The following is an 18193-nucleotide window of genomic DNA, read 5'->3' as shown; positions in this document are numbered from 1 at the left end:
GCGTATATTTTCGTGGTGGAGTTTTTTTATTCTCAAAAAGGGGGAAAGACCATGAATAACAACATGGTTCATATTACAATTGACGGAAAAAAGTATACAGCGGAGCCCGGTTCAACGATATTGGGTGTTATTAATGAGAACGGGATTGAACATCCGCAAATTTGTTACGTGCCAGAAGTAGATCCTATTCAAACATGTGACACTTGTATTGTAGAAGTTGACGGAAAGTTAATGCGTTCTTGTTCGACGATAGCAACGGAAGGTATGAACATTGAACGTGCTTCTGTTCGCGCAAAAGAAGCACAAACAGAGGCGATGGATCGGTTACTAGAAAATCATTTATTATACTGTACAGTATGTGACAACAACAATGGGAACTGTAAACTGCATAATACAGCAGAATTAATGGAAATTGAACATCAAAAATATCCGTATGAACCGAAAGTAGATGTAAGTGAAGTTGATATGACGCATCCGTTTTATCGCTATGATCCTAATCAATGTATTGCATGCGGTCAATGCGTTGAGGTGTGTCAAAACTTACAAGTAAATGAAACGTTATCGATAGACTGGGAAGCGGAACGCCCACGAGTTATTTGGGATGAAGGAGTAAATATTAATGATTCTTCATGCGTTAGCTGTGGTCAATGTGTAACGATTTGTCCTTGTAACGCTTTAATGGAGAAAACGATGCTCGGTGAAGCTGGATTTATGACGGGATTAAAACCAGATATTCTTGAACCGATGGTAGATTTAATTAAAGAAGTTGAGCCTGGATATAGCGGTATTTTTGCGGTATCAGAAGTGGAAGCGGCCATGCGTGATACTCGTACGAAGAAAACGAAAACAGTATGTACATTTTGTGGTGTAGGTTGTTCGTTTGAAGTGTGGACGAAGGGGCGTAAAATTCTTAAAGTACAGCCATCTTCAGATGCACCAGTTAACGCAATTTCCACTTGTGTAAAAGGGAAATTTGGTTGGGATTTCGTAAATTCTAAAGAACGAATAACAAAACCTTTAATTCGTAAAAATGGAACGTTTGTTGAATCTACATGGGAAGAAGCACTGAATGTAGTTGCAAATAAATTAGGCGCTATTAAAGAAGAGTACGGTAAAGGTTCTATCGGATTTATTTCTTCCTCTAAAATTACAAATGAAGACAATTATGTAATTCAAAAATTAGCTCGACAAGTATTTGGAACGAATAATATTGATAACTGCTCACGTTATTGCCAATCACCAGCAACGGATGGTTTGTTCCGTACAATTGGTATGGGCGGTGATGCCGGAACGATTAAAGATATTGCGCAATCTGGTCTTGTTATTATTGTAGGATGTAATCCGACAGAAGGTCATCCTGTTCTAGCTACACGTATTAAACGTGCACATAAATTACACGGACAAAAGTTAATTGTAGCTGATCTTCGTAAAACCGAAATGGCAGAGCGATCAGATGTCTTTATTAGTCCAAAACAAGGAACAGATCAAGTTTGGTTAATGGCTGTTACGAAATATATGATTGATCAAGGTTGGCATGATCAGGAATTCATTAATGAGAATGTAAACTTCTTTGAAGATTTCAAAGAAAGCCTAGAGGAATATACACTTGAATATGCAGAAGAAGTAACAGGCATTTCAAAAGAAACGCTTATTCAAATGGCTGAAATGATTCGTGATGCAGATGGTACATGTATCCTTTGGGGTATGGGGGTAACGCAAAATACAGGTGGTTCTGATACTTCCGCTGCAATTTCAAACTTACTTCTTGCAACAGGGAACTACCGTCGTCCAGGAGCAGGCGCATACCCACTTCGAGGCCACAATAACGTACAAGGTGCTTGTGATATGGGTACTTTACCAGGATGGCTTCCAGGATATCAGCACGTTACTAACGAAATGGAACGTGCGAAATTTGAAACTGCTTACGGAGTGAAAATTGATAGTGAACCAGGTCTTAATAATATCGAAATGCTTCACGCAATTGACGAAGGAAAAATGAAAGCAATGTATCTTGTCGGAGAAGATATGGCTCTTGTAGATTCTAATGCAAATCATGTACATGAAGTGTTATCGAGCCTTGATTTCTTCGTTGTGCAAGATGTTTTCCTTTCTAAAACTGCTCAATATGCAGATGTTGTATTACCAGCAGCGCCATCTCTTGAGAAAGAAGGTACTTTCACAAATACAGAGCGCCGTGTCCAAAGATTATATCAAGTTCTTCCTACGCTAGGAGATGCGAAACCAGACTGGTGGATCGTCCAGGAAGTTGCGAATAAACTAGGTGCAAACTGGAATTATAGCCACCCAAGTGAAATTTTTGCTGAGATGGCAAGTTTATCACCATTGTTCTCGCAAGCGAACTATGAAGTGCTTGAAGGATGGAACAGTTTCCATTGGGGAAGTTTTGATGGAACGAATACACCACTTCTGTTCCAAGACGGATTTAACTTCCCAGATAAAAAGGCTCGTTTTGCGATTGCTGACTGGGTACGTCCAGCTGAATTTCCAGCTGAGTTTGACCTTCACATTAACAACGGTCGTATGCTTGAGCATTTCCATGAAGGGAATATGACAAATAAATCAACAGGTATTCAAACGAAAGTACCTGGTGTTTTCGTTGAAATCTCTCCAGATCTTGCAAAAGAACGTGGCGTAAAAACAGGTTCGTTAGTTCGTCTTGTCTCTCCTTTTGGAGCATTAAAATTACGTGCACTCGTTACAGATCGTGTAAAAGCGAATGAGTTATATTTACCGATGAACTCTACAGATAACGAAACGGCAATTAATTTCTTAACAGGTCCTGCTGTGGATGTACGTACGAATACACCTGCGTATAAACAAACAAAAGTACGTATGGAAGTATTAGAAGTTGATGGCGAAAATCCGATGCCAAAAGCGAACCCACGCAATAAAAAACGTCACCCTCAAGCTGGAATTGAGGTACATCGTAAGTGGGCACGTCCAGGGTATGTGCATTTAACGGATAAGTAGGAGGAGAAAACTATGGCTGCACCTATAAAAATGATTCAAAAACAAGAATTAACTGAGGAAGAAATAAAACAGCAAAAGTTAGATGATTTAAAAGAGCTTCTAACTAATAATGAAGAAGCTCTAAATCAGATGTTTAATATAGTAGGGGAATTAAATGACATTGGAATGCTAGAAGCTGCAAATTCAATGCTAAAAGCGAAAGAACCAATTGCGAAAATTGTTCTAGGTCAAGTAACTCGTGAGCCTGTTACAAATTTAATTAATAATATGATGGGCGCTGCAGGTGCGTTAACTGAACTTGACCCAGAACTTACGAAAAAGCTTATAGGTAGTTTATTAGTCGGGCTAGAAGAAGGTAATGAACATCTAGAAAGTAATAAAAAAGTAGGGGTATTCGATCTTATGAAAGTATTGAAAGACCCAGATATTAACCGTGCTATCGGGTTTGGGCTTCATTTCTTAAAAGGTATGGGGAAAGGGTTAAAAGGCGAATAAACTTCATGAAGTGAACCTTTCCGCCCAAATATTTGTAGGAAATAGTTTGGGCGGAAGGCTCATTTTGGTAAAATATATAATAGAGTAAAATGAGGCTTTTGGGAGGTATAATTGTATGTCAAAAAAAGTACATGAATTTAATGATATGATACGAAAACTTCGAAAGGAACTTTTCGGAAAAGGACCAGAACGAATTCATACTGTTTTTGCGGAAAATATGGCTATAGCGACTCTTTATGGAAACTTAACACCTACTGAAAAATTTATTTCAAGTACGATGGACGGTGCGGAAATGGTTCATATGGCTAGAACGAAAATGATTCAAGAAGTGTATGCTGCGAATTCCCGTGAACATTTGGAGGAACTTGTTGGAGCGAAATTAGTGAATTTGTTTTCAGATATGAAAGTAGAAGAAGATATTGCAGTTTCTGTATTTGTTTTTGATAAAAATATAACGTGAGAGAAGGATACTGATCGTGAAACCGATACAGGTAGAAAGAGAAATCTTTCGTTATGAACAAGGAGCAATTAAACATATAGAGGACAGCATTGTAACAGAGTTTCCTGTCACCATTAAAATGAACGGACAGGAGTTTGTTACAATGGTTAGTACTCCAGAATATATAGAAGATATGGTAATAGGCTTCTTAGCGTCTGAAGGAATCATTCGGAAGTATGAAGACATTGATAGTGTATGGGTGCAGGAGAAAGAAGGATTTGTGCATGTAACAACGACAAAAGTAAATCCGTATTATGAACAAATGCAAAATAAACGCTATATTACGTCTTGTTGTGGTATGAGTAGGCAAGGGTTTGTTTTTGCAAATGATGCACTAAGTGCAAAAAAAATGAAGGGTGTCCATGTACAGGTTGCTGCCGATGATTGTTTTCGGTTAATGAAAGAAATGCAGCAATCTGCGGATACGTTTCATCGTACTGGTGGGGTTCATAATGCAGCTTTATGTGATGTTAATGGTATTATTTTAAGCCGAATGGATATTGGTAGGCATAATGCACTAGACAAAATTTACGGTTATTGTTTAAGAAACGATATTTCTATAAAAGATAAAATCATTGTTTTTAGTGGTCGTATTTCTTCGGAAATATTATTGAAAGTTGCAAAAATCGGTTGTGAAATTATACTATCAAAATCAGCTCCAACTGAGTTAGCTTTGCAACTAGCGGAAGATTTAGGTATTACGACAATAGGATTTATTCGTAATCACTCCTTAAATGTATATACCCATCCAGAACGTGTTTTAAATATAAAATAAAAGTGAGGCAATGAAGATGAAATCAGTTACATTAGACAAGTTGCAACGTCCGTTAAAGGATTTACGTATTTCAGTTACTGATCGCTGTAATTTTCGCTGCCGATATTGTATGCCAGAAGAAATATTTGGTCCTGATTACTCGTTTTTGTCTAATGATAAAATTTTATCTTTTGATGAAATTGAAAGGATAACACGTATTTTCGTTTCTTTAGGTGTGAGAAAATTACGGATTACAGGCGGAGAACCGTTACTTCGAAGAGGGCTTCCAAAGCTTATTGAGCGCCTTAATAAAATTGATGGTGTAGAAGATATCGGTTTAACAACCAATGGATCGTTACTTAAAAAGTTTGCTCCTGATTTATATAAGGCGGGACTATCACGTGTAACAGTTAGCTTAGATTCCTTAGAAGAAGAGCGGTTTTTCTATTTAAATGGTAATAGGAGCAAAGTGCAAAGGGTTCTGGAAGGAATACAGGCTGCAGCTGAAGTTGGAATGAAAATTAAAATAAACATGGTCGTTCAAAAGGGAAAAAACGAACAGGACATTTTGCAGATGGCGCAATATTTTAAGGGAAATAAGCATATTCTTCGTTTTATTGAGTATATGGATGTTGGAAATTATAATGGTTGGGATTTAAAAGAGGTCGTCTCTAAACAAGAAATAGTAGATACGATTCATCAAGTTATGCCGTTAGAACGGATAGAAGCAAATTATTCTGGTGAAGTGGCTACTAGGTATCGTTATATAGGAAGCGATGAGGAAATAGGTATTATTTCATCAGTAACAGATTCTTTTTGCTCATCATGTACGAGAGCTCGTATTTCTGCAGAAGGAAAATTATATACTTGCTTATTTGCTTCTAAAGGAAATGATTTAAGAGAATTGCTTCGTTCTGAACATACAGATGAGGACATTACAGATGTAGTACGCGATATATGGAATAATAGGGAAGATCGTTATTCAGATGAACGCTTAAATCATACAAATAAGAAAACAATACCTAAAATTGAAATGTCACATATCGGTGGTTAATATATAAAGCTAGCGTCATAGTGAAAAATGGAAAATTTACAAGAGTTGTGGATTTTCTATTTTATAGTAAAAGTGATGATTGATATCTCTGTAAAAGATGTGCAGAGAAATTAAGCAGCATTCAAAAACCTTTATTTTGAGGAGGTTTTTTGAAGCTGCTTTTTTATTTGGAGAAAATGGAGGAATGGGTAATGGCATTTCATAAGCCGGAACAAATTGCTGAGCTTGTCATTGAGGCCGGTGTTCAAAAAGTAAGACAGACATTGCCAGCGATGCTTATTCTCGGTTTTTTAGGAGGAGCGTTTATTGCGATAGGTTTTTTACTTAACATTCGAGTTTTAGGGAATTTACCTGAGCGCTGGGGAAGTCTAGTGAATGTTTTAGGAGGAGCGGTATTTCCTGTTGGACTCATGCTCGTAGTATTAGCAGGAGGAGAATTAATTACGGGAAATATGATGTCACTGTCTATGGCGCTTTATGCAAAGAAAATTACATTGATAAGTGTACTGAATAACTGGGTTTGGATTACTCTCATGAACTTTATTGGGGCAATTTTCGTTGCGTATTGCTTTGGACATCTTGGCGGATTAACAGAGGGAGAGTATTTAAATAAAACGGTAGCGATAGCGGAAGGGAAGTTACATGAATCATTTGGGAGAACTTTGATTTTAGCAATTGGTTGTAATTGGCTCGTTTGTCTTGCTCTTTGGCTCGCTTACGGGACGAGTGATTTTGTCGGGAAAATCATCGGAATTTGGATTCCAATTATGGCATTTGTAGTGATTGGATTTCAGCAAGTAGTAGCAAATATGTTTGTCATTTCCGCTGTTATTTTTGCTGGTCATCTAACGTGGATGGATCTGGCTAAAAATTTTGTTCCTGTTTTTATCGGAAATGTAATTGGAGGAGCTGGGTTTGTTGGTTTTGCTTACTTTGCTTGTTATCAGAAACAACATTCTAATATGAAATAGAGTTCTTGAGAGGAAGGGTATGTAATGGCTGATCGGTATTCACGACAACAGTTGTTCAAACCAATTGGGAGTAAAGGACAAGAAAAAATTCGAAATAAACATGTGTTAATTGTAGGGGCAGGCGCATTAGGAAGTGCAAGTGCCGAAAGTTTCGTACGTGCAGGTGTTGGTAAGTTGACGATTATCGATCGTGACTACGTTGAATGGAGTAATTTACAAAGGCAACAATTGTACTCTGAACAAGATGCGAGAGAGAAAATGCCGAAAGCAATTGCTGCAAAAAATCGGCTAGAACAAATTAATTCGGAAGTACAAATACATGCTTTCGTAATGGATGCAACTTCAGAAAATATGGAAGGTCTATTAAAAAATGTAGATGTAATCATTGATGCAACAGATAATTTTGATATTCGATTTGTAATAAATGATTTATCACAAAAACATAATATTCCGTGGGTATATGGTTCTTGCGTTGGATCATATGGTATGAGTTATATAATTATTCCGCAAGAGACACCGTGTTTACATTGTATGCTGAAAAATATCCCTGTTACAGGTGTGACGTGTGATACTGCTGGGATTATTAGCCCGACTGTTCAAATCGTCGCAGCATATCAAGTGGCAGAAGCGCTCAAAATTTTAGTGGAAGATTTCTCAGCAATTAGAAAAACATTTTTCATGTTTGATATATGGAGTAATCAAAATCATTTTATAAAATTAGGGAAAATAAAAACAGACGCTTGTCTCTCATGCGGTTTGAATCGAACTTATCCTTATTTATCATACGAAAATCAAACGAAAGCAGCTGTTCTATGCGGAAGAAATACAGTTCAAATTAGAACAGTAGACAATAGGAAATACAATTTTGATGATATAGAAAAAGTATTAAAAAAACTGGGAAAAGTAGATCGGAATCCGTATTTACTATCTTGCCAATCCGATGATTACCGCATCGTTTTTTTTCGGGATGGTCGTGTTTTTATTCATGGTACAAATGATATTTCGAAAGCGAAACAACTATATTATCGCGTATTCGGTTAATAGAGAGGGTGTCAACAATGGAAAGAAGAGTGCCAATTACGGTTGAAGAAGCTGTTCGTAAAGTGATGGGATTTGCTGATAAGGGCTTAAAGGAGCTATTACCAATTGAATTAGCTTATGGACGTATATTAGCAGAGGATTTAGTAGCTGACCATGATGTACCGTCATTTAATCGTTCGCCGTATGACGGATTTGCTATTCGAGCAGAAGATACTAATTTAGCAAGTTATGAAACGCCAATTGTATTTGAAGTAGTGGGTGAAATTGGTGCAGGATCGCTATTCCATGAGAAAGTAGGTCCATTTCAAGCAGTTCGAATTATGACAGGAGCACAAATTCCGAATGGGTGTGATGCGGTTGTTATGTTAGAGCTGACTCGTCAATATGAGAAGAACGGCAACAATTATATGGAAGTGAAGCGATCATTCAAAACGGGCGACAATATTTCTTTTCAAGGTGAAGATGCTCGTAAAGGAACCGTTCTTGCAAAGAAGGGATCGTACATTAATCCAGGTATTTCAGCTCTTCTTGCTACATTCGGTTATAGTGAAGTACCAGTTGCGAGAAAGCCTGTAATTGGATTGTTAGCGACTGGGAGTGAATTACTGGATGTCAATGATTCCTTACAGCCAGGGAAAATCCGAAACAGTAATACGTACATGATATTGTCTCAAATTCGAAGAGCGGGCGGAAGAGTAAAATATTTTGGGAAGTTTAGTGATGATTTTAATACGTGTTTTACAGCTGTGAAAGAAGCGCTTGGCCAAGTAGATATGTTAATTACAACGGGCGGTGTATCAGTAGGAGATTATGATTATTTACCAGCTATTTACGAAAAGTTAGGTGCATCTGTTCTTTTTAATAAAGTTGCAATGCGACCAGGAAGTGTTACGACTGTAGCACAATTAAATGGCAAGTTATTATTTGGTTTATCAGGGAATCCATCAGCTTGTTACGTAGGGTTTGAATTATTCGTAAGACCGTGTATTCGGACGTATATGTTTAGTGAAAAAGTACATTTAAAAAGAGAAAAAGCGTTATTAGGAGAAGATTTTCTAAAACCGAATCCATTTACAAGATTTGTACGAGCAAAATTGCAATATGATGAGGGGAAATTAATCGCTTATCCATCAGGGTTTGATAAATCTAGCTCAGTTTCTTCATTGGCAGAATCCAACGCGTTTATCGTATTGCCGGGCGGGACAAGAGGATATAAAAAAGATATGTTTGTCGATGTTCTTTTATTAGAAGATAACGAAGGTAGTGAATGGCCTTGGACATTTCATAAAGTGAGAGGTGGTTTTAATGGGACAAGTGCTATTTGAGATTGTAGATAAACCGATTTTAGTTGAAGAAGTAACGAATAAAGTCGCAAGAAGGGAAGCAGGTGCGATTACAACATTTATTGGTACGGTGAGAGAATTAACAAAAGGAAAACGAACGCTACATTTAGAGTATGAAGCATATAAACCGATGGCAGTAAAACAACTTATGAGAATTGGTGAAGAAATTAGTGAAAGATGGCTGGATGCAAAAGTAGCAATTACGCACCGTGTAGGGCGGCTAGAAATAATGGATATTGCGGTAGTCATTGCAGTTTCATCACCGCATCGTAAAGTAGCTTATGAAGCGAATGAGTACGCGATTGAACGTATAAAACGAATCGTTCCAATTTGGAAAAAAGAATTTTGGGAAGATGGAACGATGTGGGTTGGAGATCAACTTGAAAACACACCTTATCCAGAAGGAAAACCAAAGAAGGAAGAATGAGAAAATGATTACAATTTTACTGTTTGCAAATTTGCGTGAGGAAGTTGGATCGGATCGATTAGTAATTTCAGAAAAGCAAGAAATGACAGTGCAGCAATTAAAAGAATGGCTCAAAGCCAGCTATTGTTTACAATCGCTGGATAAAGTGATGGTGGCTGTTAATGAAGAGTTTGTAATGAATGAAGAGATGATAAAAGCCGGAGATATAGTCGCATTAATCCCACCCGTTAGCGGGGGATAATAAGCTTTTTCACCAGATGAAGTGCCAAGAAAATGTTGTATATAAATTAGAATAAGAGAAGGGATGAGTTCTATGCTTACTCAAGAACAAATAATGAATGCATTAAAACATGTAGAGGATCCAGAGTTACACAAAAGTGTTGTAGAATTAAATATGGTTAGAAATATACAAATGAACGGAACAGAGGTTAAACTTGAAGTAGTACTAACAATCCAAGGTTGTCCGTTAAAAGCAAAAATTCAACAAGATATTGAAGAATCGCTTCACGCAATTGGTGCCTCTAAAGTGGAGGTAACATTTGGTTCTATGACACAAGAAGAACGTGCAGCTTTAACAGAGAAGTTAAAGCGAAATACTAGAACAGAAACTGGTATGCCGAGCATGCTTCGCCCGGATTCAGGAGTACGTTTTATTACGGTAACGAGCGGAAAAGGCGGAGTTGGAAAATCAACGGTGACAATTAATCTTGCAACTGCACTAGCTCGTATGGGCAAAAAAGTGGGGATATTAGATGCAGATATATATGGTTTTAGTATTCCAGCTATGATGGAAACGAATAAGAAACCAACGATGATTGATCAAACGGCAATTCCAGTCATTAGTCACGGTGTTAAAATCATGTCGATGGGATTCTTTACAGAAGGAAATAACCCAGTGATGTGGCGCGGACCGATGCTAAATAAATGGATTCAAAATTTCCTTGCGAATACGCACTGGGGAGAATTAGATTATTTATTACTTGATTTACCACCAGGTACAGGAGATGTTGCGATTGATGTTGCAGCGATGATTCCGCAAGCGAAAGAAATAATTGTTACAACTCCGCACAATATAGCTTCATTCGTTGCTTCAAGAGTTGGTGTAATGGCAAAACATACGAAGCATGAGATTTTAGGTATTGTGGAAAATATGGCTTATTATGAAGAACAAGATGGATCGAAAAATTATCTCTTCGGAAAAGGCGGCGGCGAAATGCTTGCAGAACAATTGCAAACAGAAGTAATTGCCAAAATACCTTTTGCGAAACGTGAAGAAAATAATGGCTCATCTGTATATGATGAAGATTCTCTTGTTGGAGAAGTGTTTACATCGTTAGCTGAGGATATTATTTATAGAGGATAGAGGGGGAAGTTTAGTATGGCATGTAACATTGATCATTCTATTGAAGATGTGATGAATAAGCTTGAAAGTCAAAAGAATTTTTTACCTGAAGGGATCTTTAAAGAGTTAAAGAGTTTTTTGCAAGGTATTCATTCACAGAAATTATTAAATGATGTTTTTCACCTCCTAAAAAAGTATGATTTAGTCAGTGAGGAAGAACGAGAGACGAGAAACGCACAATTGTTGTACATTTTGAATTAAGTACTCTTTGGCTTTAGAATTTTTTCAGAAGGGGTGAATGTGATGGATATGAAAAAGATGATTGAAACGATAGAAGTAACTAGAGTGACTGACGAGGAATTATCGATTTCGAATTTACATCCAAAGCTTGTGAAGTTGTATAGTCAAAAAGATAGTTCAGAGTATACGAAGCTATTAAAATATATTTTATCATTATCCGTACAGCTGAAGCTGAATCTTGTATTGAAATATTTTGGTGTACGTCCCATTGTTGCTGCAGACGAGCGTATGCAATTTCAAGAGATATTTAAATGCTTAGCTAAGAAAGATGAGAATGGGGAATGGTTTCTAAATTTTGTTTCTTTATATGTAGGGCTAATTGTAGTTCTTCGTTTTGATGAGAAAGTGATTGAGAGCAATTTTTTTGATGATATGGTAGTGGATGAATGTAATGAAATATAAGATTCTACTCATAACATTTTTCTATATTAAATGCTTTAACTGCGATTTTAGTTGGTTATGTAAATATGAAGGTAACTAATTAAGAAAAAGGAATGAAACTAGTTGGATAAAAAGAGTTCTTCAGTTGTTTCCGTCGTTTTTTCGTGTTACTATTAATCGAATTTTTCATAAGGAGAGAAAGCGATGAAATGGATTTATTTTCTTATTATTAACGTTATAGCTTTTAGCCTTATGGGGCTTGATAAACGAAAAGCAAAGAAGAAACAGTGGAGAACGCCAGAAAGTACGTTGTTTTTATCGGCGGCAGCTGGAGGAGCAGTTGGAGCTTGGATCGGCATGTATATGTTTCATCATAAAACTCATAAAAAGAAATTTGTTTTCGGCATACCGTTACTTGTTGTAATAACGGTATGTTTATTATTCGTTGTATGAGAAATGTCGAAAGAAATGCAGATTGATTATTGGTAAAGTGAGCATGTGAGACCGTATAATGGAGAAAAAATGAGAAGAGGAGAAAAAGGAAGATGGGGAGTCAATCAGCAGAGCAAAAAAAAGGGATACTATACGCGGCTGGTGCTTACACGATGTGGGGAATCCTACCGATTTATTGGAAATGGGTTGAGGAAGTTCCAGCAGATGAAATATTAGCACACCGCATCGTTTGGGCATTTGTTTTTATGTTACTCGTATTAGGTGTTACGAAGAGGTTTCGTCAGTTTATTGGGGAATTTGTGAATCTTTTTAAACGACCTAAATTATTAATGTCATTAACAATAGCTTCAGTCTTGATTAGCGGAAACTGGTTTGTTTACATATGGGCCGTTAATCATAATCATGTTATTGAAGCGAGTCTTGGCTATTATATTAATCCGCTTATTAGTATTTTACTTGGTACAGTCGTTTTAAAGGAAAAGTTAAACTTCTGGCAATATGTTGCAGTTGGTTTAGCTGGAGTGGGGGTTATCATTTTAACAGTGCGTTTCGGATCTATTCCGTGGGTTTCTCTTTCACTTGCCTTTTCATTTGGATTATACGGATTAACGAAAAAACTGTTAAACTATGATGCTACAATTGGACTTACGATGGAAACGATGTTAGTGACACCGCTTGCAATCATTTACCTTGTTATGACAGGTGCCCATGGTTTCGGCTCATTTGGATCTATTTCAATGTTATCGACATTACTATTAATAGGAGCAGGTATTGTTACAGCTCTACCACTTTTTTATTTTGCAAAAGGAGCCCAACTTATTCCGCTTTATATGGTAGGTTTTTTACAATATATTGCACCAACAATTAGCTTAATTTTAGGTGTATTCGTATTTGGTGAACATTTCACATCTACTCATATGATTGCATTTTTCTGTATATGGGTTGCATTATTTGTATTCTCGGTAGCGAAGACTAAGTTTTTAGTGCAGAAACAACCGAAATTTATAAAAAATAAATCAGCAAAAGTATCATAATGCGTAGTATTTTCTACGCATTTTTCTTTATACTTATATTATATAGAATTTCCATTATAGTCAGTAAGGAGCTGAGAACATGGAAACAATTTTACATAATGATCCGCTTATGGCAGCTGTAATTTCATGGTTTTTAGCACAATTAACGAAAGTAGTCTTCAAATTAGTTAAAACAGGTGAATTTGATTTTGCAAAGTTTTTTGCTTCAGGTGGGATGCCAAGTTCTCATGCTTCAACAGTTACAGCGCTTGCTACAGGAGTTGGAGTAGTGGAAGGCGTGGAAAGCTCGATGTTTGCGGTTGCTACAATTTTTGCCATTATTGTTATGTATGATGCTTCAGGAGTAAGGCTTGCAGTAAGTAAACAAGCAAAAATATTGAATGACTTTTTTCACGGTAGAGAAACAGAATATAAGAAGTTAAATGAACTTGTTGGGCATACACCGTATGAAGTAGTAGTCGGTGCTTTATTAGGGATTATTGTCGGAGTAGGGTATTGTTTATGAGCAGAACATTTTATATGTTCTGCTTTTCTTTGTTTTTATACATATTCAGCTACCTTTTTGAATATCGTTATACGGATTTCGAAAGGGTGGGTGAGCAACTTGTTATTATATGAAAAAGTGCATGAAGAAATAGCGAGAAGAACAACTGCACTTCAAACAATGCAACGGCAAGATGGTACGTGGCGGTTTTGTTTTGAAGGAGCGCCACTAACAGATTGTCATATGATTTTTTTATTAAAATTATTAGGTAAAGATAAAGAGATAGAACCGTTTGTAAAAAGATTAGCATCACTCCAAACAAATGAAGGAACATGGAAATTGTATGAAGATGAAGTGGGTGGTAATTTATCTGCTACAATTCAATCTTATGCTGCCTTACTTGCATCGAAAAAATATACAAAAGAAGATGTGAATATGAAGCGAGCGGAAATGTTTATAAATGAGCGCGGTGGGGTAGCGCGTGCTCATTTTATGACGAAGTTTTTATTAGCGATTCATGGAGAATATGAATATCCTTCTCTCTTTCATTTGCCAACACCAATTATGTTTCTGCAGAATGATTCCCCTCTCAGTATTTTTGAACTGAGTAGCTCAGCACGTATTCATTTAATTCCGATGATGTTGTGTTTAAATAAAAGATTTCGAGTAGGGAAAAAGTTATTGCCAAATTTAAATCACATTGCAGGCGGGGGCGGAGAATGGTTTCGGGAGGACCGGTCTCCAGTTTTTCAAACGTTAGTAAGTGACGTGAAGAAAATTATAACGTATCCACTTTCTTTGCATCATAAAGGATATGAGGAAGTAGAACGTTTTATGAAAGAGCGTATTGATGAAAATGGAACATTATATAGCTACGCAACTGCCTCGTTTTATATGATTTATGCTTTACTTGCATTAGGACATTCTATTCAATCACCAATTATTCAAAAAGCTATAACGGGAATCACATCTTATATATGGAAGATGGAGAGAGGGAGCCATTTGCAAAACTCTCCATCAACTGTATGGGATACAGCTTTACTCAGTTATGCTTTGCAAGAAGCTCAAGTTCCGAAAGCAAGTAAAGTGATTCACAATGCATCAGCATATTTACTAAGAAAACAGCAAACGAAGAAAGTAGATTGGAGTGTACATGCACCGGATCTCTTCCCGGGTGGTTGGGGCTTTTCGGATGTGAATACGACGATTCCAGATATTGATGATACAACTGCTGCGTTAAGAGCATTGGCGCGAAGTAGAGGGAACGAAAATGTAGACACTGCTTGGAAGCGAGCGGTTAATTGGGTTAAAGGATTGCAAAATAATGATGGTGGTTGGGGGGCTTTTGAAAAAGGGGTAACGAGCCGTATATTAGCAAATTTACCAATCGAAAATGCAAGTGATATGATTACAGATCCTTCTACACCAGATATTACAGGAAGGGTATTAGAATTTTTCGGAACGTATACGCAAAATGAATTGCCCGAGAAACAAAAACAAAGTGCGATAAATTGGTTAATGAATGTACAAGAGGAAAATGGATCGTGGTATGGGAAATGGGGAATTTGTTATATATATGGGACATGGGCAGTGTTGACTGGTTTACGGTCACTAGGAATACCATCTAGCGATCCATCAGTGAAACGAGCAGCTTTATGGCTTGAACATATACAGCATGAAGATGGTGGCTGGGGAGAATCTTGCCAAAGTAGTGTGGAAAAAAGATTTGTTACTTTGCCATTTAGTACACCATCCCAAACAGCATGGGCGTTAGATGCCCTCATTTCTTACTATGATAAAGAAACGCCAGTCATTCGAAAAGGTATTTCATATTTGCTCTCCAACTCTTATATAAATGAAAAATATCCTACTGGAACAGGTTTACCAGGTGGGTTTTATATTCGTTATCATAGTTATGCTCATATATATCCATTGCTTACTTTGGCTCATTATGCAAAAAAATATAGAAAATAAACCGAGAGATGTCTCTCGGTTTATTTTGTTGGGTAGTAGGTCCCTTTTGAAAAGAATAAGGTTGTGATGTACCTTATTTTTCGGTTGATTGGCGCTTTTGACGTGCATCAGCGGCATTTGCACGTGCGTTTGCTTCTAAGTCATTGTGGTCAGCGAGTTCGCGAGAGAACTCAACATCAATGCCATCAGTTGCTTTGCTTTGTTTGAAATTCTTTTTGTTCATTCGACACAATCTCCTTGCGTTTATGCGACGTTGCAAAGTTAGTTTGACACAAATAGACTTTTTTATACAAAGAGGAATTGGAAAGCAAGGAGCCGAAATATACAGTATAAGTAATAGAAATGGGGGATAGGAATGGAGTTTTTAAATGGGAAAACAGCTGTTGTAACAGGAGCTGCACAGGGAATTGGAAAAGAGATTGCAAGGGTTTATGCAAAACTAGGGGCGAAAGTATTAATTAGCGATGTAAATGAAGAAAATCTACAAAAAACGACACGTGAGTTATCAGATGAAGGATATGAAGTGTGCTCATATCGATGTGATGTGAGTAATCAAAATGAAGCAAAGTCGTTAATTGAATATGCGGTTCAAAAATTTGGTACATTACATATTTTGGTGAATAATGCTGGAATTACAAGAGACGCAATGTTACATAAAATGGAGAAGTCTGCTTGGGAACAAGTATTACAAGTGAACTTAACTGGAGTTTTTTATTGTATGCGACCCGCGCTTCTTTACATGAGACAACAAGGGTATGGACGCATTATTAATATATCTTCAATTAGTAGAGAAGGAAACATAGGTCAAGCAAATTATGCGGCTACAAAGGCAGGAGTTGTAGGATTAACGAAAACAGCAGCGAAAGAAGTTGGAAGTTTCGGTATTACTTGTAATGCGATTTGTCCGGGGTTTATGGATACAGATATGACCAAAACGATACCAGATAAAGTGAAAGAAAAGATGGTTGGCGCTATTCCAGTTGGTAGAATTGGAACGCCAGAAGATATTGCGAACGCAGCAGCCTTTTTAGCATCAGAATACGCATCTTATATTACAGGTGAAGTATTAAATGTGAGCGGAGGACTGCAAGTTTAAAGGAATACATAATGAAAAGAACCTGACCAGGTAGGTCAGGTTCTTTCTCATTAATTTAAGTTAAGCCAAACGCTCTTTACTTCTGTATAGTTATTTAATGCGTAAGATCCCATTTCACGGCCAAGACCAGATTGTTTAAATCCTCCAAATGGAGATGCTGCATCAAAGACGTTATAACAGTTTACCCATACTGTACCTGCACGTACTTTACTTGCAACATAGTGTGCTGTTTTAACATTTTCTGTCCACACACCAGCCGCTAAGCCGAATTGTGATTTATTTGCACGTTCAATTACTTCGTCAATATCGTTAAACGGTATTGCAGAAATAACTGGACCGAAAATTTCTTCTTTTGCGATCGTCATTTCATCATTTACGTCAGCGAATACTGTAGGAGAAACGAAGTAGCCTTGATCGAATGGATTACTTCCTCCGCAAAGTACTTCAGCGCCTTCTTCAATCCCTTTTTCAATGTAGCCCATTACACGTTTTTGTTGTTCTTCGGAAACGAGAGGGCCAATTGTTGTTTCAGGGTTAAGACCGACACCTTGATTTAGTTTTTTAGAATAGAGGACGAGATCAGCCATGACATTATCATACATTTTCTTCGGAACAAATAAGCGTGATCCAGCAGAGCATACTTGTCCTTGGTTAAACATAACACCAGAAAGTGCACCAGGAATCGCGCGAGATAAATCAGCATCTGGCAATATGATATTTGGTGATTTACCGCCTAATTCAAGTGTAACGCGTTTTAATGTTTCGGATGCTTGTCGCATAATTTGTTTACCGACAGGAGTAGAACCGGTAAATGCAATTTTATCAACGAGTGGATGATTAACGAGAGCTTGTCCAGCTGATTCACCGAATCCAGGTACGATATTAATAACACCTTTCGGGAATCCAGCTTCTTCAATTAATTCAGCTAAGTATAGAGCAGATAGTGGAGTTTGTTCTGCAGGTTTTAAAACGATTGTACATCCTGTAGCAAGCGCTGCTCCCATTTTCCACATTGCCATAAGAAGCGGGAAGTTCCAAGGGATAATTTGACCAACGACACCAACAGCTTCATGGCGTGTATAGTTAAAGTAATCACCGGAAACAGGAATTGTTTGACCAACGATTTTCGTAGCCCATCCAGCGTAATAGCGCATATGCTCAATTGCAAGTGGTATGTCTGCTGCCATTGTTTCACGGATTGGCTTTCCGTTATCTAATGTTTCGAGCTGTGCAAGCTCTTCTTTATGTTCTTCCATTAAATCAGCTAACTTGTACATGAGACGGCTTCGCTCAGCGGTGCTCATACGAGACCAAGGACCTTCGTCAAAAGCCATACGAGCTGCGACTACAGCTTTATGAATATCTTCGCGACCAGCTTCAGAAACGACGGCAAGTGTTTCACCAGTTGCTGGGTTAGGTGTTTTAAATGTTTTACCGGAAGCGCTTTCAATGAAAGATCCATTCACATATAACTTTTTTGTACCTTGAAGAAATTTCTCTACCTTTTCATGAAGATTTACAGCTAGTTGACTCATTGTATAACCCCCTTGAAAA

Annotated in this window: 20 protein-coding genes; 18 read left to right on the top strand and 2 right to left on the bottom strand. The window is 37.4% G+C overall.

All coding sequences use genetic code 11. The annotated features are described in order from the left end of the window. The first annotated feature begins 51 nt into the window (after positions 1 to 51). The 17 genes from fdhF to BLT20_RS17070 all read left to right on the top strand — a co-directional run bounded on the left by fdhF (position 52) and on the right by BLT20_RS17070 (position 15543). Complete coding sequence (gene fdhF, locus BLT20_RS17155; RefSeq protein WP_001063637.1) at positions 52 to 2991, top strand: formate dehydrogenase subunit alpha; 2940 nt, start codon at positions 52 to 54, stop codon at positions 2989 to 2991. 12 nt (positions 2992 to 3003) lie between these two features. Then, positions 3004 to 3486 (top strand): helical membrane plugin domain-containing protein, encoded by a 483-nt coding sequence (locus tag BLT20_RS17150; protein ID WP_000729898.1) that lies wholly within the window; start codon positions 3004 to 3006, stop codon positions 3484 to 3486. 115 nt (positions 3487 to 3601) lie between these two features. After that, a complete protein-coding gene (locus BLT20_RS17145; protein WP_000039582.1) occupies positions 3602 to 3946 on the top strand; it encodes a Na-translocating system protein MpsC family protein in 345 nt (114 codons plus the stop codon). Positions 3947 to 3962: 16 nt separating this feature from the next. Further along, positions 3963 to 4760 carry a formate dehydrogenase accessory sulfurtransferase FdhD gene (fdhD, locus tag BLT20_RS17140; protein WP_000802695.1) on the top strand — a complete coding sequence of 266 codons (798 nt, stop codon included), beginning with the start codon at positions 3963 to 3965 and terminating at the stop codon, positions 4758 to 4760. Between the two features lie 16 nt (positions 4761 to 4776). Continuing rightward, complete coding sequence (gene moaA, locus BLT20_RS17135; RefSeq protein WP_048655750.1) at positions 4777 to 5793, top strand: GTP 3',8-cyclase MoaA; 1017 nt, start codon at positions 4777 to 4779, stop codon at positions 5791 to 5793. Between the two features lie 191 nt (positions 5794 to 5984). Then, positions 5985 to 6764 carry a formate channel gene (locus BLT20_RS17125; RefSeq protein ID WP_000863998.1) on the top strand — a complete coding sequence of 260 codons (780 nt, stop codon included), beginning with the start codon at positions 5985 to 5987 and terminating at the stop codon, positions 6762 to 6764. A gap of 24 nt (positions 6765 to 6788) precedes the next feature. Beyond that, positions 6789 to 7805 (top strand): molybdopterin-synthase adenylyltransferase MoeB, encoded by a 1017-nt coding sequence (locus tag BLT20_RS17120; protein WP_000785261.1) that lies wholly within the window; start codon positions 6789 to 6791, stop codon positions 7803 to 7805. A 17-nt stretch (positions 7806 to 7822) separates the two neighbouring features. After that, positions 7823 to 9130 (top strand): molybdopterin molybdotransferase MoeA, encoded by a 1308-nt coding sequence (gene glp, locus BLT20_RS17115; protein ID WP_000442200.1) that lies wholly within the window; start codon positions 7823 to 7825, stop codon positions 9128 to 9130. After that, entirely contained in the window at positions 9111 to 9575 is a 465-nt protein-coding gene (moaE, locus tag BLT20_RS17110; RefSeq protein ID WP_000531881.1) for a molybdopterin synthase catalytic subunit MoaE, read from the top strand. Before glp ends, moaE begins: the two co-directional genes overlap by 20 nt. 4 nt (positions 9576 to 9579) lie before the next feature. Next, entirely contained in the window at positions 9580 to 9816 is a 237-nt protein-coding gene (gene moaD / locus BLT20_RS17105; RefSeq protein ID WP_000628500.1) for a molybdopterin converting factor subunit 1, read from the top strand. A 72-nt stretch (positions 9817 to 9888) separates the two neighbouring features. Continuing rightward, positions 9889 to 10938, top strand: a complete 1050-nt coding sequence (locus BLT20_RS17100; RefSeq protein ID WP_000957508.1) for a P-loop NTPase — start codon at positions 9889 to 9891, stop codon at positions 10936 to 10938. Between the two features lie 15 nt (positions 10939 to 10953). Beyond that, positions 10954 to 11178 (top strand): hypothetical protein, encoded by a 225-nt coding sequence (locus tag BLT20_RS17095; RefSeq protein ID WP_000752375.1) that lies wholly within the window; start codon positions 10954 to 10956, stop codon positions 11176 to 11178. A 42-nt stretch (positions 11179 to 11220) separates the two neighbouring features. Beyond that, positions 11221 to 11619 (top strand): hypothetical protein, encoded by a 399-nt coding sequence (locus tag BLT20_RS17090; RefSeq protein WP_000367303.1) that lies wholly within the window; start codon positions 11221 to 11223, stop codon positions 11617 to 11619. 183 nt (positions 11620 to 11802) lie between these two features. Next, entirely contained in the window at positions 11803 to 12051 is a 249-nt protein-coding gene (locus BLT20_RS17085; RefSeq protein WP_000871349.1) for a DUF1294 domain-containing protein, read from the top strand. A gap of 92 nt (positions 12052 to 12143) precedes the next feature. Next, positions 12144 to 13085: an EamA family transporter RarD gene (rarD, locus tag BLT20_RS17080; RefSeq protein ID WP_000535539.1), complete on the top strand. Its 942-nt coding sequence runs from the start codon at positions 12144 to 12146 to the stop codon at positions 13083 to 13085. 79 nt (positions 13086 to 13164) lie between these two features. Further along, positions 13165 to 13590, top strand: coding sequence for a divergent PAP2 family protein (locus BLT20_RS17075; RefSeq protein ID WP_000447820.1), 426 nt, complete (start codon positions 13165 to 13167; stop codon positions 13588 to 13590). Between the two features lie 99 nt (positions 13591 to 13689). After that, positions 13690 to 15543, top strand: coding sequence for a terpene cyclase/mutase family protein (locus tag BLT20_RS17070; protein ID WP_000928147.1), 1854 nt, complete (start codon positions 13690 to 13692; stop codon positions 15541 to 15543). 73 nt (positions 15544 to 15616) lie between these two features. On the opposite strand, the gene BLT20_RS17065 is transcribed toward BLT20_RS17070, so the two are convergent. Beyond that, positions 15617 to 15766 (bottom strand): YfhD family protein, encoded by a 150-nt coding sequence (locus BLT20_RS17065; RefSeq protein ID WP_001035815.1) that lies wholly within the window; start codon positions 15764 to 15766, stop codon positions 15617 to 15619. Positions 15767 to 15898: 132 nt separating this feature from the next. Here BLT20_RS17065 and fabG point away from each other — a divergent pair, with 132 nt between their 5' ends. Beyond that, positions 15899 to 16639: a 3-oxoacyl-ACP reductase FabG gene (gene fabG / locus BLT20_RS17060; RefSeq protein WP_000395039.1), complete on the top strand. Its 741-nt coding sequence runs from the start codon at positions 15899 to 15901 to the stop codon at positions 16637 to 16639. Between the two features lie 50 nt (positions 16640 to 16689). Here fabG and dhaS read toward each other — a convergent pair whose 3' ends face one another. Beyond that, complete coding sequence (gene dhaS / locus BLT20_RS17055; protein WP_000080281.1) at positions 16690 to 18174, bottom strand: aldehyde dehydrogenase DhaS; 1485 nt, start codon at positions 18172 to 18174, stop codon at positions 16690 to 16692. Between the last annotated feature and the right edge of the window lie 19 nt (positions 18175 to 18193).

This window comes from Bacillus sp. cl96, from assembly GCF_900100505.1.
GTDB classification, from domain to species: domain Bacteria; phylum Bacillota; class Bacilli; order Bacillales; family Bacillaceae_G; genus Bacillus_A; species Bacillus_A cereus.
The sequence above is the reverse complement of the archived record's forward strand: the minus strand, read 5'-3'. Positions and strand labels throughout refer to the sequence as shown.

Excerpts from the sequence above, each read along its gene's own strand:
- fdhF (WP_001063637.1), top strand. The coding sequence starts at position 52 with ATGAATAACAACATGGTTCATATTACAATTGACGGAAAAAAGTATACA.
- BLT20_RS17150 (WP_000729898.1), top strand. The coding sequence starts at position 3,004 with ATGGCTGCACCTATAAAAATGATTCAAAAACAAGAATTAACTGAGGAA.
- BLT20_RS17145 (WP_000039582.1), top strand. The coding sequence starts at position 3,602 with ATGTCAAAAAAAGTACATGAATTTAATGATATGATACGAAAACTTCGA.
- moaA (WP_048655750.1), top strand. The coding sequence starts at position 4,777 with ATGAAATCAGTTACATTAGACAAGTTGCAACGTCCGTTAAAGGATTTA.
- BLT20_RS17125 (WP_000863998.1), top strand. The coding sequence starts at position 5,985 with ATGGCATTTCATAAGCCGGAACAAATTGCTGAGCTTGTCATTGAGGCC.
- BLT20_RS17120 (WP_000785261.1), top strand. The coding sequence starts at position 6,789 with ATGGCTGATCGGTATTCACGACAACAGTTGTTCAAACCAATTGGGAGT.
- glp (WP_000442200.1), top strand. The coding sequence starts at position 7,823 with ATGGAAAGAAGAGTGCCAATTACGGTTGAAGAAGCTGTTCGTAAAGTG.
- moaE (WP_000531881.1), top strand. The coding sequence starts at position 9,111 with ATGGGACAAGTGCTATTTGAGATTGTAGATAAACCGATTTTAGTTGAA.
- moaD (WP_000628500.1), top strand. The coding sequence starts at position 9,580 with ATGATTACAATTTTACTGTTTGCAAATTTGCGTGAGGAAGTTGGATCG.
- BLT20_RS17100 (WP_000957508.1), top strand. The coding sequence starts at position 9,889 with ATGCTTACTCAAGAACAAATAATGAATGCATTAAAACATGTAGAGGAT.
- BLT20_RS17095 (WP_000752375.1), top strand. The coding sequence starts at position 10,954 with ATGGCATGTAACATTGATCATTCTATTGAAGATGTGATGAATAAGCTT.
- BLT20_RS17090 (WP_000367303.1), top strand. The coding sequence starts at position 11,221 with ATGGATATGAAAAAGATGATTGAAACGATAGAAGTAACTAGAGTGACT.
- BLT20_RS17085 (WP_000871349.1), top strand. The coding sequence starts at position 11,803 with ATGAAATGGATTTATTTTCTTATTATTAACGTTATAGCTTTTAGCCTT.
- rarD (WP_000535539.1), top strand. The coding sequence starts at position 12,144 with ATGGGGAGTCAATCAGCAGAGCAAAAAAAAGGGATACTATACGCGGCT.
- BLT20_RS17075 (WP_000447820.1), top strand. The coding sequence starts at position 13,165 with ATGGAAACAATTTTACATAATGATCCGCTTATGGCAGCTGTAATTTCA.
- BLT20_RS17065 (WP_001035815.1), bottom strand. The coding sequence starts at position 15,766 with ATGAACAAAAAGAATTTCAAACAAAGCAAAGCAACTGATGGCATTGAT.
- fabG (WP_000395039.1), top strand. The coding sequence starts at position 15,899 with ATGGAGTTTTTAAATGGGAAAACAGCTGTTGTAACAGGAGCTGCACAG.
- dhaS (WP_000080281.1), bottom strand. The coding sequence starts at position 18,174 with ATGAGTCAACTAGCTGTAAATCTTCATGAAAAGGTAGAGAAATTTCTT.